14 protein-coding genes are annotated in these 13,355 nt (G+C 68.7%); 6 read left to right on the top strand and 8 right to left on the bottom strand.

Features of this window, described 5'->3' with window-relative positions; translation table 11 throughout:
* Nucleotides 1-149: 149 nt before the first annotated feature.
* From hisB to hisF, 4 genes are all read left to right on the top strand, one after another.
* A complete protein-coding gene (gene hisB / locus HR9077_RS07665; protein ID WP_136066439.1) occupies nucleotides 150-743 on the top strand; it encodes an imidazoleglycerol-phosphate dehydratase HisB in 594 nt (197 codons plus the stop codon).
* A gap of 22 nt (nucleotides 744-765) precedes the next feature.
* Entirely contained in the window at nucleotides 766-1,407 is a 642-nt protein-coding gene (gene hisH, locus HR9077_RS07670) for an imidazole glycerol phosphate synthase subunit HisH (RefSeq protein ID WP_136066440.1), read from the top strand.
* A gap of 100 nt (nucleotides 1,408-1,507) precedes the next feature.
* The gene (hisA, locus tag HR9077_RS07675) at nucleotides 1,508-2,275 is read left to right on the top strand and encodes a 1-(5-phosphoribosyl)-5-[(5-phosphoribosylamino)methylideneamino]imidazole-4-carboxamide isomerase (protein WP_136066441.1); all 768 of its coding nucleotides are present in this window, start codon (nucleotides 1,508-1,510) and stop codon (nucleotides 2,273-2,275) included.
* Between the two features lie 3 nt (nucleotides 2,276-2,278).
* On the top strand, nucleotides 2,279-3,052 hold the full coding sequence (gene hisF, locus HR9077_RS07680) for an imidazole glycerol phosphate synthase subunit HisF (protein ID WP_136066442.1): 774 nt from the start codon (nucleotides 2,279-2,281) through the stop codon (nucleotides 3,050-3,052).
* Between the two features lie 52 nt (nucleotides 3,053-3,104).
* Here the strand turns inward: hisF and HR9077_RS07685 are convergent, their stop codons facing one another.
* Entirely contained in the window at nucleotides 3,105-3,707 is a 603-nt protein-coding gene (locus HR9077_RS07685; RefSeq protein WP_136066443.1) for a YjaG family protein, read from the bottom strand.
* Between the two features lie 97 nt (nucleotides 3,708-3,804).
* Nucleotides 3,805-4,101, bottom strand: a complete 297-nt coding sequence (locus tag HR9077_RS07690; RefSeq protein ID WP_136066444.1) for an MGMT family protein — start codon at nucleotides 4,099-4,101, stop codon at nucleotides 3,805-3,807.
* Between the two features lie 67 nt (nucleotides 4,102-4,168).
* On the opposite strand from HR9077_RS07690, the gene HR9077_RS07695 reads away from it, so the two are divergent.
* Entirely contained in the window at nucleotides 4,169-4,861 is a 693-nt protein-coding gene (locus tag HR9077_RS07695) for a type 1 glutamine amidotransferase (protein ID WP_136066445.1), read from the top strand.
* Here the strand turns inward: HR9077_RS07695 and mnmH are convergent.
* From mnmH to hmpA, 6 genes are all read right to left on the bottom strand, one after another.
* Entirely contained in the window at nucleotides 4,858-5,961 is a 1,104-nt protein-coding gene (mnmH, locus tag HR9077_RS07700; RefSeq protein WP_136066446.1) for a tRNA 2-selenouridine(34) synthase MnmH, read from the bottom strand. The two genes, HR9077_RS07695 and mnmH, sit on opposite strands and share 4 nt — an antisense overlap.
* The gene (selD, locus tag HR9077_RS07705) at nucleotides 5,958-6,995 is read right to left on the bottom strand and encodes a selenide, water dikinase SelD (protein WP_136066447.1); all 1,038 of its coding nucleotides are present in this window, start codon (nucleotides 6,993-6,995) and stop codon (nucleotides 5,958-5,960) included. Before selD ends, mnmH begins: the two co-directional genes overlap by 4 nt.
* Nucleotides 6,996-7,073: 78 nt before the next feature.
* Complete coding sequence (radA, locus tag HR9077_RS07710; RefSeq protein ID WP_136066448.1) at nucleotides 7,074-8,450, bottom strand: DNA repair protein RadA; 1,377 nt, start codon at nucleotides 8,448-8,450, stop codon at nucleotides 7,074-7,076.
* Between the two features lie 105 nt (nucleotides 8,451-8,555).
* A complete protein-coding gene (locus HR9077_RS07715; RefSeq protein WP_136066449.1) occupies nucleotides 8,556-9,029 on the bottom strand; it encodes a copper resistance protein NlpE N-terminal domain-containing protein in 474 nt (157 codons plus the stop codon).
* 98 nt (nucleotides 9,030-9,127) lie between these two features.
* Nucleotides 9,128-10,225 (bottom strand): alkene reductase, encoded by a 1,098-nt coding sequence (locus tag HR9077_RS07720; RefSeq protein ID WP_136066450.1) that lies wholly within the window; start codon nucleotides 10,223-10,225, stop codon nucleotides 9,128-9,130.
* 132 nt (nucleotides 10,226-10,357) lie between these two features.
* A complete protein-coding gene (gene hmpA, locus HR9077_RS07725; protein WP_136066451.1) occupies nucleotides 10,358-11,536 on the bottom strand; it encodes an NO-inducible flavohemoprotein in 1,179 nt (392 codons plus the stop codon).
* A 230-nt stretch (nucleotides 11,537-11,766) separates the two neighbouring features.
* Here hmpA and norR point away from each other — a divergent pair, with 230 nt between their 5' ends.
* Nucleotides 11,767-13,353, top strand: a complete 1,587-nt coding sequence (gene norR, locus HR9077_RS07730) for a nitric oxide reductase transcriptional regulator NorR (protein ID WP_136066452.1) — start codon at nucleotides 11,767-11,769, stop codon at nucleotides 13,351-13,353.
* Nucleotides 13,354-13,355: the final 2 nt, after the last annotated feature.

Raw genomic sequence — 13,355 nt, forward strand, 5'->3', positions numbered from 1 at the left:
GCATTGTAGCGGATGGCCGCCGTGATTCTCTATAATGACAGGCTCGGTTGGCCCACGACGTGCCGGGGCGCTGCACCCGACGGCGCGCGACCCAGGCCCCGCCATCATCTATTGCCCGGCGCGCGAGCGCCCGGAAGGGAGAGCCGCACATGTCCGAGCGAATCGCCACGGTGTCACGCGACACTTCCGAAACCCAGATCACGGCGACGATCAATCTCGATGGCGAGGGACGTCTCCACGCCGAGACCGGGGTGGGGTTTCTCGAACACATGCTCGACCAGATCGCCCGCCACGGGTTGATCGACATCGAGCTCAACGCCCACGGCGACCTGCATATAGACGACCATCACACCGTCGAGGATATCGGCATCGCCCTCGGCCAGGCCTTCGACAAGGCGATCGGCGATAAGCGCGGCATCCGCCGCTACGGGCATGCCTACGTGCCGCTCGACGAAGCCCTCTCGAGGGTGGTGATCGACTTCTCCGGGCGTCCCGGCCTGTACATGGACGTCGAGTTCACCCGCGCCACCATCGGCACCCTGGACACCCAGTTGTTCCGGGAGTTCTTCCAGGGCTTCGTCAATCACGCCCGGGTCACCCTGCACATCGACAACCTCAAGGGCTTCAACGCCCATCACCAGGCCGAGACCATCTTCAAGGCCTTCGGCCGGGCGCTGCGCATGGCCGTGGAGAGGGACCCGCGCATGGCCGGACAGATGCCCTCGACCAAGGGCAGTCTCTGAACATCAATTGCGAGGAGCGAGCATGACGATCGCCGTCATCGACTATGGCATGGGCAACCTGCACTCCGTGGCCAAGGCCCTGGAGCATGTGACGCACGAGCACGTGACGATCACTCGCGACCCGCGCTCGATCCGCGGCGCGACCCGCGTGGTGCTGCCCGGCCAGGGCGCCATCCGCGACTGCATGGGCGAGTTGCAGCGCACCGAGCTCGAAGGCGTGGTCCTCGAATTGCTCGCCTCGCAGGCCAAGCCGCTGCTGGGCATCTGTGTCGGCCAGCAGATGCTGATGGACCGCAGCGAGGAGAACGGCGGCATCGATTGCCTGGGCTTTCTGCCCGGCCAGGTGCGCCGCTTCGGCCAGACGATGCGCGATGCCGACGAGCGCCGCCTCAAGGTGCCGCACATGGGCTGGAACCAGGTCGCCCAGCGCCACGATCACCCGCTGTGGGCGGGCATCGCCGACGGCGCACGTTTCTACTTCGTGCACGGCTACTACGTCGATGCCGAGCGCGACGCGGAGATCTTCGGCACCACCCGCTACGGCGATGCCACCGCCCATGTCGCCACCGGCCGCGAGGCGACCTTCGCGGTGCAGTTCCATCCCGAGAAGAGCGCCGACGCCGGCCTGCGGCTGCTGGAGAACTTCGTCAACTGGGCGCCCTGAACCGGGCCCGGTCACCCGACATCCGAGCGTGGCCCCGTCACGGCGCGCCGAACCCATCAAGCAACAGCGCCGCCGAAGCGGTCGCTCACGAGGACACGACATGCTGGTGATTCCCGCCATCGATCTCAAGGACGGCCACTGCGTCCGCCTCAAGCAGGGCCGCATGGACGACGCCACCAGCTACGGCGACGACCCCGTGGCGATGGCCGCCCGCTGGGTCGACGCCGGCGCGCGGCGTCTGCACCTGGTCGACCTCAATGGCGCCTTCGAGGGCAAGCCGGTCAACGGCGAGGCGGTCACCGCGATCGCCCGCGCCTACCCCGGGCTGCCGATCCAGATCGGCGGGGGCATCCGCAGCGCGGCGACCATCGAGCACTATCTCGACGCCGGGGTCGGCTACGTGATCATCGGTACCCAGGCGGTCAAGCAGCCCGAGTTCGTCGGCGAGATGTGCCGGCTGTTCCCGGGCCGGGTGATCGTCGGCCTCGACGCCCGCGACGGCTTCGTTGCCACCGACGGCTGGGCCGAGGTGTCGACGCTCAAGGCCACCGAGCTGGCCAAGCGCTTCGCCGATGACGGCGTATCGTCGATCGTCTACACCGACATCGCCCGCGACGGCATGATGCAGGGCGTCAACCTCGAGGCCACCGTCGACCTGGCCCGCGACGGCGGGCTGCCGGTGATCGCCTCGGGCGGGGTCACCAACCTCGACGACATCCGCGCGCTGGCCGGGGTCGCCGACCAGGGGATTCTCGGCGCCATCACCGGCCGCGCGATCTACGAGGGCAGCCTCGACGTCGCCGCGGCCCAGCGGCTGTGCGACCAGCTCGAGGGCGCAGCCGGCACCACCACCAGCGGGAGGAACTGACACATGGGTCTGGCCAAACGCATCATTCCCTGCCTCGACGTCGACGCCGGCCGGGTGGTCAAGGGCGTCAACTTCGTGGGCATCCGCGACGCGGGAGACCCGGTGGAGATCGCCAAGCGCTACAATCAGCAGGGCGCCGACGAGATCACCTTCCTCGACATCACCGCCAGCCATCAGGATCGCGACACCACCGTGGAGATGGTCGAGCGCATCGCCGGCGAAGTGTTCATCCCGCTGACAGTGGGCGGTGGTATCCGCAGTTGCGAGGACATCCGCACCATGCTCAACGCCGGTGCCGACAAGGTCTCGATCAACACCGCCGCGGTGACCAACCCGGACTTCGTGCGCGAGGCCGCCGAACGCTTCGGCAGTCAGTGTATCGTGGTGGCGATCGACGCCAAGCGCGTCTCCGCCGAGGGCGAGGCGCCGCGCTGGGAGATCTTCACCCACGGCGGGCGCAAGCCCACCGGGCTGGACGCCATCGACTGGGCGCGCAAGATGGTCAATTACGGTGCCGGCGAGCTGCTGTTGACCAGCATGGACCGCGACGGCACCAAGGCCGGCTTCGACCTGGAGGTGACCCGCGCGATCGCCGACGCCGTGGCGGTACCGGTGATCGCCTCCGGCGGGGTCGGCAACCTCGACCACCTGGTCGAGGGCGTGACCAGAGGCGGCGCCGACGCGGTGCTCGCGGCGAGTATCTTCCACTTCGGCGAATACACCATCCCCGACGCCAAGCGCTACTTGGCCGAGCACGGCATCGAGATGCGTCTGTAAGCGTCCGCCACGCTCTTGTCTGGCGAAAACTCCTTGCCGCCAACAGTCCGGTTCAGCTCTCCAGGCTCAGGCCCAGATTGCTGACGCCGTCGTTGCGCCCCAGCCGGCGCAGCGCTTTGAGCGCCTCGCGGTCGAGCTCGCCCTCGGCGGCCTCGAGCGCGGCCTCCTGGAAGTCGCGCTCGTCGTCCATCAGCGGATGAGCGTTCAGCCGTGCGGCAGCCTGCTCGGTATCGTCCTCTTCCGCTCCTTCGGTCATCTCGACATACGCCTGGACGCCGCTGGTCGACAGCCGGCTGACCTCCAGCGGCGCCCCGGGCAGCTCGCCCTGCAGGGCATCGAGCAGCGTCGACAGCGCGACGACCGTTTCCACCGCACGGCGAGCACCGAAGCTGTCATCGTCGCCGGGCGGTTCCAGCTCGGCGAGCTTCTCGGCCTGGCGGGCGAAGTCGATGCGCGCATCGCGCACCGTCAGCACCTCCCAGACCAGGTCGAGGACCACCCGCAGCGCGGCGCTGTCGCCCTGGCCGGTCATCTGCGCGTAAAGCGCGTAGTTGGGCATCAGCCGCTCGCAAAGCGCGGCCATGAAGGCCCACTGCTGACGGCGGCCCAGTTGTCGCAAGCGGGCCTTGAAGCCGCCTGGAGATGTCTGTTGCATAATCGTCTGCCCTATCTCTTACTGGCGAAGCTTCACTAAGAAGGCTGTTACTCGAAAGGCTCCGATTGGGAAGGTCGCTCCGAGGCGCGAACCAGGTTCATGGCCAGAGCAGCTCGGCATTGACTCGCCCCTTGGCATCGAAGGCGACACCCTCGGCGCGCAGTTTCTCGCGCTGGGTGATCGCTCCGCCATGCTCGGCGACGCGCCGCGAGGCGTTGATCACCCGGTGCCAGGGCAAACCGTGACCGGCGGGCAGATGGCGCATTGCGCTGCCGACCATGCGTGCCGTGGCACCATCGGTCATCTTCGCCACGCGACCGTAGGTGGTCACCCGCCCGGCGGGGATCTGCGCGACGATGGTGTAGATCTGCTCGAGTCGATCGCTACGGGTCATGCGCCTCTCCCTATCGGCTATCGCGGCGCTTGCCGCTGCCGAAAAGCTTATTCACCATGGGGCCATCATGCATATCTACTTCCTCCAGCACGCTGCCCACTACGGCCCTGCCCGCTTCGCCGACTGGCTGGTCGGCATGGGCCATAGCCACAATACCAGCCACCTGTACGCGGGCGAGATGCCGCCGCGCCTCGAGGACTGCGACGCACTGATCGTGCTCGACGGCCCGCAGGCACATGACGCCACGCAGGCGCATCCCTGGCTCAGGCGCGAGAACAAGCTGCTGATGCGCGCGCTGAAAAGCGGCAAGCCGGTGCTCGGCGTCGGACTCGGCGCACAGCTGATCGCCGTGCAATTGGGCGCCATCGTCTCGCGCGGCACCTATGCCGAGACCGGCTGGCATCCGGTCACCCTGGCCCCGGAGAGCCCTTTCGACCTGCCCGAGACCTTCGATGCCTTCCACTGGCACCGCACCATTTTCGGCCTGCCTGACGACGCCCTGCCGCTGGGTGCCAGCGCGGCGAGTCCGGTACAAGGCTTCGCCTGGGACGGCGGCCGGGTGGTCGGCCTGCAGTGCCATCTCCAAGCCACCCGCGACAGCGTCTCGGCCCTGCTCGACGCCCACGGCGATTCGCTCGATGGCGACGGGCCCTACGTGCAGGACGCCGAGACGATCCTCGCGGATCCCCGACGCTTCGACCGTCTCGCGGCGCTGCTCGACCGGGTGATGATGCGCTGGGTGGCCAGCACCAGCCGCTAGGAGCCTGTCGGACCCGAGGCTGCTCTACCGCGCCAGTCGCGGGCGAACGCCAGGCAGCTGTCCCAGTCGCCGACGTGCAGGAAGGTCTGCTGATGCTTCTCCAGCTGGTAGCGATACAGCGGATCGTAATACTCGGTGAGCAGCGGCGCCAGCCACGCCTCGTGGGCCTGGGGGTTGCCACGCGCATGCTCGGCGAAGGCCAGCGCCTGCAGGCGCTGCAGGCGCTCCAGGCGCGCCCCGCCGAGGCGCTTCTTGAGCCGCCCCAGAGCGCCGCTCAGTTGCTTGCGCATCAGCGTCCAGCCCAGCCATTCGCCGTACTGGCCGGCATAGACCGCCCACAGATCCTCGATGTAGTCCTTGTGGATGCGCGCCAGCCGCCAGTCCAGCGGCATCTCCACGCGGATGCGCGGCGCGCGCTCCATGCCCCGCCAGAAGCTCAGCGGAATGTTGACGCTGCCGATGTGCCGCGACTCGTCCTCGATGACATAGGGCGCGGCAAGCGTCAGCAGCTCGCGGCCGAGGGCGTGCTCGAAGTCGATCTGCGCCGGTGCAGGCAGCGGGTGGCGGCCGAACGCCGAGCCCTTGTGGCGCGCGCAGGCCTCGAGGTCCGGCCCACCGGCGCGCTGGACGAGCTCGGTCTTGGCGCAGCCGGTCAGGCCGCCGACGATCAGCATGGGGCGCTCGGCGGCGGCATCGATGCGCCGGCACAGCGCCTGGCGCATCGCCTTCCAGCCGCCCTGAATGCGTGGCCGCTCGATGCCGGCCTCGGCGAGCCATTGCTGGGCGATCTGCGAGCGCAGCCCACCGCGAAAGCAGTAGACCAGCGCATCGGGATGCGCATCGAGGCATTCGCGCCAGGCCTCGATGCGCCGCCGCTTGAGCGCACCATCGACCAGCCGCCGGCCGAGTTCGATCGCCGCGCCCTGGCCGGCCTCCTTGTAGCGGACGCCGACCCGGTGACGCTCCTCGTCGTCCATCAACGGCAGGTTGACGGCCCCCGGCAGCGCGCCCTGGGCGAACTCCACCGGCGCACGCACGTCGATCAGCGTACGCCCCGCGCGCAGCCACTCGAGATCGGGCTCGAGTGTCGGCAGGTTCATCGGCGGACCTCGATCAGCGCCTCGCCGCCGGCCTTGGTGAATTCGCCGAACGACTCGAGGCTCAGCCCGAACTTGCGGCCGACACGCTCGACGTCATCGGCATAAGAGGGATGCACCGCCAGCAGCAGCCCGCCGGAGGTCTGCGGGTCGCACAACCACTGCCAGTGGGCGGCATCCATCTCGGGCAGCCGCTTGCCCAGCGCGTTGCGATTGCGCTCGGTGCCGCCGGGCACCGCGCCCTGGCGACGATAGGCCTCGGCCTCGGCGAGCCGCGGCAGGCGCCGGAAGTCGATGCGCGCGGCCACCCCGCTGGCCTCGCACATCTCGCTCAGGTGGCCGGCCAGGCCGAAACCGGTGACGTCGGTCATCGCATGCACGCCCGAGATACGCGCCATCTCGACGCCGATGTCGTTGGGCTTGAGCATGGTCTCGCGGGCCAGCCCGTGATGGCCCTCCTTGAGCAGGCCGCGCTTCTCGGCGGTGGTCAGCAGGCCGACGCCGAGCGGCTTGGTCAGATAAAGCAGATCGCCCGGCTCGGCGCCCTTGTTGAGCTTGAGGGCGTCGAGATCGACCAGGCCGTTGACCGCCAGGCCGAAGATCGGCTCGGGGGCATCGATGGAGTGACCGCCGGCCAGCGCCAGCCCCAGCTCGCGGCATACCGCCTGGGCCCCGGCGACCACGTCGCCGGCGATGTCGGCCTCCAGCTTGTCGAGCGGCCAGCCGAGGATACCCAGCGCCATCACCGGCTTGCCGCCCATGGCGTAGACGTCGCTGATGGCGTTGATCGCGGCGATACGACCGAAGTCGAACGGGTCGTCGACGATCGGCGTGAAGAAATCGGTGGTGGCGATCATCCCGCGGCCGTCGCCGAGATCGTAGACCGCCGCGTCCTCGCGGCCCTGATTGCCGACGATCAATTTGCTATTGCTGGCCCCCGGCCCGGCCTTGGCGAGGATGCTATCGAGCACGTCGGGGGCGATCTTGCAGCCGCAACCGGCGCCGTGGCTGTACTGGGTCAGGCGAATGGCGCTCATGGTCATCTCCTTGCGCATGCGTGATTGCCACGCTCATGTTTCGAACTCGCTGCTTCAAGCATAGCCACCGGGCGCGGCTCAAAGCGCCTCGATGGCCTCGGCGAGCTTGTCGACGGCGACCACCGTCATCCCTTCGGGGTCACGCTTGGGCGCGTTGCCGCGCGGCACGATGGCGCGGGTGAAGCCGTGCTTGGCGGCCTCGACGATACGCTCCTGGCCGCTCGGCACCGGGCGGATCTCGCCCGACAGGCCAACCTCGCCGAACACCACCAGCTCGCGGGGCAGCGAGCGGTTCTGCAGGCTCGACACCACCGCCAGCAGCACCGCCAGGTCGGCGCTGGTCTCCAGAACCTTGACCCCGCCGACCACGTTGAGGAATACGTCCTGGTCGCCGGTGAACAGCCCGCCGTGCTTGTGCAGCACCGCCAGCAGCATCGCCAGGCGATTACTGTCGAGACCCACCGCGACGCGTCGCGGATTGCCCAGCGCCGAGTCGTCGAGCAGCGCCTGGACCTCGACGAGGATCGGCCGGGTGCCCTCCCAGACCACCATCACCAGGCTGCCCGGAGCCTGCTCCTCACCCCGCGAGAGGAAGATCGCGCTGGGATTCTTGACCTCCTTCATGCCCTGCTCGAGCATCGCGAACACGCCCAGCTCGTTGACCGCGCCAAAACGGTTCTTCTGGCCGCGCAGCGTGCGAAAGCGCGAATCGGCGCCGCCCTCGAGCAGCAGCGAGGCGTCGATCATGTGCTCGAGCACCTTGGGGCCGGCCAGGGTGCCATCCTTGGTCACATGGCCGACCAGCATCAAGACGGTGTTCGACTGCTTGGCGAAACGGGTCAGCGCCGCCGCCGACTCGCGGACCTGGGCCACCCCGCCCGGTGCCGAGCCGATGTCCTCGAGGTGCATGGTCTGGATGGAGTCGATGATCAGCACCTCGGGGCGCTCGCGCTCGGCGACGCCGAGGATCGTCTCGACGCTGGTCTCGGCGAGCATCTTGAGCCCCTGGGTGGGCAGTTGCAGGCGGTGGGCGCGCATCGCCACCTGCGACAGCGACTCCTCGCCGGTGACGTACAGCACGCGGCGCTGCTGGGCGAGCTTGCAGGCGGTCTGCAGCAGCAGGGTCGACTTTCCGGCGCCGGGATTACCGCCCAGCAGCACCGCCGACCCCGGCACCAGGCCACCGCCGAGCACGCGGTCGAACTCGCCGAAGGTCGACGAGAAGCGCGGCACTTCGGCCAGGTCGACGCTGGCCAGGTCGGTAACCTCTCGCGACAGGCTTCCGGCGTAGCCCGCGCGCGCCGTCGCCGGAGCGCCGCCGCCACCCGGGCGCGGCGCGGCCAGGCGCACCTCGCTCAAGGTGTTCCACTCGCGGCAACTGGAGCACTGGCCCTGCCACTTGCTGTATTCGGCACCGCATTCGGTGCACACGAAGGCGCTCTTCGCTTTCGCCATAGGCTTCCTGTCGGATGGTCCGACGCTAATAACGAGCGGTGGGATAACGCACAGGGGCGGCCGATGGCCGCCCCTGTTATTCACGCGTGACTACGACGCTATTGACTACTGGCTTACGGCTGTCTGCTGACGGTTCAGGCGCAGCGTCTCGCCGTTCTCGAAGCGGCGACGTTGCGGATCGACCAGCTCGAGCGTGTCGCTGTCGAGCCTGAGGAAGTAGTAGACCTGGCCTTCGCCGTCCGGAGTCAGTTCGTAGACCGTCGCCTCGGGATCGTTGGCGGTACCGCTGAGCACGTTCCACTGCCCCTCGTAGTGCTCGGTCGGGGGATTCTGCGGGTGCTCGCGATAGCTGGCATCGAGGGCGAAGTCGCGCGCTTCGTCGGCGGCCTGCTCGTCACCCTCGAGGGTCACGGTAAGGTCGATACCCGCGCAGTTACGGCACGGCAGGGTACCTTCGTAGGTTGCCGTCTGCGGCTCCGCCACCGGCTCCTGGGTGCCCGTACCCTGCTGGGTACCTGTCGCGCACCCGCCGAGTAGCGCGAGCATCGCGGAACCAGCCAGCAACGTCCTGATCTGCATATGAATCCTCCTGACCAATGAGCTTGGGCCGCCGTCCGTCCAGGCGGCTCGTGACTCACAGGATAGCGCCAAGCCAGGCCACTGGACAGCCCAGCGTGTCAGCCGAGTGCCGGATAGTCGGTATAACCCCGCGCCCCGCCGCCGTAGAAGGTGTCCGGATCCGGCTCGTTGAGCGGCGCCTGACGGCGAAAACGCTCGACCAGGTCAGGGTTGGCGATGTACGGCCGGCCGTAGACCACCGCGTCGGCTAGCCCCTTCTCGATCAGCATCTCGCCGCGTGCGGCGGTGTAATGACCGCAATACAACAGCGGTCCACGGAAGCGATCGCGCAGGTCGCGACGGAAATCGTCGGTCAACTGCACACCCTCGCCGGTCCAGTCGGGCTCGTTGATGTGCAGGTAGCCGATCTTGCGCAGCGACAGCTGCTCGGCCAGGTAGTGCATCATTGCCTCGGGCTCGTCGTCGCTGAGACCGAATATCTCGATGAACGGCGACAGCCGCACGCCGACGCGATCGGCGCCCAGCTCCGCGCTGACCGCATCGACCACCTCGAGCAGCAGCCGCGCGCGGTTGACCACGCTACCGCCATAGCGGTCCGTGCGCTTGTTGGAACCACTGGCCAGGAACTGCTGGAGCAGGTAGGCATTGGCGGCATGCACCTCGACCATGTCGAAGCCGGCCCGCTTGGCGCGTCGGGCGGCCTGACGGTAGTCCTCGATGAGCAGCGGGATCTCCTCGAGTTCGAGCGCCCGTGGCGTGCTCGCCGGGTGACGCCCCGCCGTGCCGTCGGCGAATTCGGCGAAGCACTGCGCGCCCTCGCCGCGAATCGCGCTGGGCGCCACCGGCTGCAGCCCGTTGGGCTGGACGATTTCATGCGAGACACGCCCCACGTGCCACAACTGCAACGCCATGCGCCCGCCGGCATCGTGGACCGCCTTGACCACCTTGCGCCAGCCCGCCTCCTGGGCATCGGTATAGATGCCCGGGGTGTACACATAACCGCGAGCGGTGGGCGAGATATTGGTCGCCTCGCTGATCACCAGGCCCGCGCCGGCGCGTTGCGCATAATAGGTGGCCTGCAGCTCGCCGGGGATGCTGTCGGGCGTGCGCGCCCGGGTCAGCGGCGCCATGATGACGCGGTTGGGCAGCGTCAGGCGGCCCAGCTCTAACGGGAACAGCAGATTCTCGTAGGCCATGGTCTCTCCTTTGCCTGGCATATCGGTCGGGAAACGCTGCCCCAGTAATGGCGTTCGTTAGGGCTCTAATCAATGCCTGCCCGATTGTTTCTCGCTATGACCCCGATGAGTAAGCTGCATGCTCGAGACAAATCAGGCGTGAAGCGGCCGGGACGGCCCGAAATGCTCGAAACGCCGCCGCTCGGCGGGCACGCCGAGGGCTTCGAGCTCGGCATCGACGCAGCGCATGAAGCCCTGGGGACCGACCAGATAGCACAGCGGCTCACTCGCCGGCAGCAGCGTCGCCAGCAGTTCGCGGTCGATGCGCCCATGATGGTCCGGTTGCGTATCGCCATCGGCTTCCTCGTAGCAGACCACACTGCGCAGCTGCTGCGGATAGCGCTCGGCCAACGCCGCGACCTCGTCGCCGAAGGCGTGCACATCGGCGTTACGCGCGGCGTGCACATAGGTGACCTGGCGACCCGCGGCCAGTGCCTGGTCGGCCAGCGAGAGCATCGGCGTCTGGCCGACCCCGGCGCTGAGCAGCACCACCGGCGAGGCGTCTTCCGCGAGGGTCAGCTCACCCGCCGGCGGCAGCAGCTCGAGGCGCGAGCCTTCGCTCATGCGGGCATGGAAATGCTCGCTGACCCGGCCGCCCGGCTCGCGCTTGATCGACAGCCGATAGGTGCGGCCGTTGGGCGCCGCGGAGAGGCTGTAGTGGCGGAACACCGGCTCGCCGTCGATCATGAGCTTGACGCCGATGAACTGCCCCGGCGCGAAGTCGGCGACCGGCTGGCCATCGTCGGGCGCCAGCACGAAGGAGCGGATCTCGGCGCTTTCCCGGCGGGTCTCGGCGACGTGGAAGGCGCGAGTGCCGCGCCAGCCGCCCGGCAGCGCCGCGAACTGCTCGTAGCGCGCGGCCTCGAGTTCGATCAGCAGACCGGCCAGCTCTTCGTAGACCGCCTGCCAGGCGTCGGCGACCTCGGCGGTCACCGCCTCGCCGAGCACCTCGCCGATCGCCGCCATCAGGCACTCGCCGACGATCGGGTAGTGATCGGGACGGATGTTCAGCGAGACGTGCTTGTCGACCACCAGCGCCAGCGACGCCTTGGCCTGCTCGCGATCGCCGCGTAGCTGCACGTAGTGCAGCACCGAGGCGGCCAGCGCCCGCGGCTGGCCGCCACTCGCCTGGTGAGCGGCATTGAACAGCGCCTTGACCTCGGGATAGCGATCGAACATCAGCGGGTAGAAACGCGCGGTAATCGTATCGAGGTGCTCGGCGACGACGGGGGCGGTAGCGGCGACGACCTGTTCCTGTTGCGGGGTCAGCATGTAGGGCTCCGGATAATCATAAAAAAGAGATGACACACTCTTCGGGGCAACCCCCGTGCCAGGCCCCGGTAGCCGCGACACCCTGCCGCAGGGCATGGCACCAGCCCAGGCACCATCCATGCTGGCGACGGCCCGGCACTCTTCGCCACCGTCCTCTCCCGCCACTCGACAGTTAAAATGACAATATCGGGGTTGTCTTTTTTACTGTCACCCGGACAATCACGGTCATCATGACACGCTTCTACGACATTCTCCGCGACCTGCTGACCCAGCTCGCCGACGGCCAGCCCGTCGAGGCGCTGCAGCCGTTGTGGTCGCGGCTGCTCGAGACCCTGGTCGGCGACTACCCGGCCGACGCCAGCACGCTGATGGTCAACGACGAGGCGGGACTCTTGCCGGTCGCCGTGCTCGGCCTGCCCGACGAAGTGCGCGGTCGACGCTTCCCGCTCGACGTCCATCCGCGGCTAGCGGTCATCGCCCGACACCCCGGCGTCTGCCGCTTCCCGCCGGACAGCCCGCTGCCCGACCCCTTCGACGGCCTGATCGACGAGGAACTCACCGCGGTCCACGACTGCCTGGGAGTGGCGCTGCGCGACGGCGAGCGGTTGATCGGCGTGCTCACCCTCGATGCGTTGGCCGCCGGCAGTCTGGCGCGCCTCGACGAGGACGAGCTGCTCGCCAAGGCGCGCCTGCTGGCGACCTGCCTGCGCCTGGCCAGCCAGCTCAGCGCCACCCGCTCGCGGCTCAGCGAGGCACTCGACAGCGAGCCCCGGCCGGCCCTGCAGCGCCACTGGAACAGCCCGGCCATGCAACGCCTCGATGCCTCGCTGGACCTGGTCGCGCCGACCGACATGTGCGTGCTGCTGCAGGGCGAGACCGGGGTCGGCAAGGAGCGCGTGGTGCGCGCGCTGCACGCCCGCTCGACCCGCCACCAGGGGCCGCTGGTCCAGGTCAATTGCGCGAGCCTGCCCGAGCAGCTGATCGAGAGCGAGCTGTTCGGGCATCGTCGTGGGGCGTTCTCCGGGGCGATCCGCGACCACCGCGGGCACTTCGCGATGGCCGACGGCGGCACGCTGATGCTCGACGAGATCGGCGAGTTGCCGCTGGCCCTGCAGCCCAAGCTGCTGCGCGTCCTGCAGGAGGGCGAAATCCAGCCGCTGGGCAGCGAGCGAGCCCAGCGGGTGGACGTGCGCATCGTCGCCGTGACCAACCGCGACCTGGCCGCCGAAGTCGCGGCCGGGCGCTTTCGCGAGGATCTCTACCACCGCCTGAGCGCCTTTCCCCTGCAGGTCCCTCCGTTGCGCCAGCGGCGCGAGGACCTGCTGCTGCTCGCCGGCAGCTTCCTCGCCGACAACCGGGTGCGCCTGGGGGTCAACAACCTGCGCCTGTCGAGTGCGGCCGAGGCGGCCCTGCTGGCCTGGCAGTGGCCGGGCAACGTGCGCGAACTCGAACACACCCTGGGCCGGGCGGCGCTGCGCGCGCTGGGCGAGCGGCTCGACGATTCGCGCCGTGGCGGCTCAATCGACAGCCGCCGCCAGGCGGTGATCCGCATCGACAGCCGCCATCTCGATCTGCCGAGGGATGCGCCTCACGAGCCGTTCGGAGCCCTCGACACGCGCTCCGCAGGCGCCGCCGAGACGAGCTATTCCGCCGACGAGGACTGGTTGCCCCTGCGCCAGGCGATCGACGACTTCCAGCGCGACTACATCCGCCAGGCGCTGGCCGCCCACGACGGCAACTGGGCGGCCGCCGCGCGCACCCTGGGGCTCGACGCCGGCAACCTGCACCGCCTGGCCCGACGCCTGACGCTCAAGTGAGC

It is taken from the genome of Modicisalibacter radicis (genome assembly GCF_900961225.1).
Taxonomy (GTDB): Bacteria; Pseudomonadota; Gammaproteobacteria; order Pseudomonadales; family Halomonadaceae; genus Modicisalibacter.

Bases quoted from the DNA above. Each gene is read 5' to 3' on its own strand.
- hisB (WP_136066439.1), top strand. From the start codon at position 150: ATGTCCGAGCGAATCGCCACGGTGTCACGCGACACTTCCGAAACCCAG.
- hisH (WP_136066440.1), top strand. From the start codon at position 766: ATGACGATCGCCGTCATCGACTATGGCATGGGCAACCTGCACTCCGTG.
- hisA (WP_136066441.1), top strand. From the start codon at position 1,508: ATGCTGGTGATTCCCGCCATCGATCTCAAGGACGGCCACTGCGTCCGC.
- hisF (WP_136066442.1), top strand. From the start codon at position 2,279: ATGGGTCTGGCCAAACGCATCATTCCCTGCCTCGACGTCGACGCCGGC.
- HR9077_RS07685 (WP_136066443.1), bottom strand. From the start codon at position 3,707: ATGCAACAGACATCTCCAGGCGGCTTCAAGGCCCGCTTGCGACAACTG.
- HR9077_RS07690 (WP_136066444.1), bottom strand. From the start codon at position 4,101: ATGACCCGTAGCGATCGACTCGAGCAGATCTACACCATCGTCGCGCAG.
- HR9077_RS07695 (WP_136066445.1), top strand. From the start codon at position 4,169: ATGCATATCTACTTCCTCCAGCACGCTGCCCACTACGGCCCTGCCCGC.
- mnmH (WP_136066446.1), bottom strand. From the start codon at position 5,961: ATGAACCTGCCGACACTCGAGCCCGATCTCGAGTGGCTGCGCGCGGGG.
- selD (WP_136066447.1), bottom strand. From the start codon at position 6,995: ATGAGCGCCATTCGCCTGACCCAGTACAGCCACGGCGCCGGTTGCGGC.
- radA (WP_136066448.1), bottom strand. From the start codon at position 8,450: ATGGCGAAAGCGAAGAGCGCCTTCGTGTGCACCGAATGCGGTGCCGAA.
- HR9077_RS07715 (WP_136066449.1), bottom strand. From the start codon at position 9,029: ATGCAGATCAGGACGTTGCTGGCTGGTTCCGCGATGCTCGCGCTACTC.
- HR9077_RS07720 (WP_136066450.1), bottom strand. From the start codon at position 10,225: ATGGCCTACGAGAATCTGCTGTTCCCGTTAGAGCTGGGCCGCCTGACG.
- hmpA (WP_136066451.1), bottom strand. From the start codon at position 11,536: ATGCTGACCCCGCAACAGGAACAGGTCGTCGCCGCTACCGCCCCCGTC.
- norR (WP_136066452.1), top strand. From the start codon at position 11,767: ATGACACGCTTCTACGACATTCTCCGCGACCTGCTGACCCAGCTCGCC.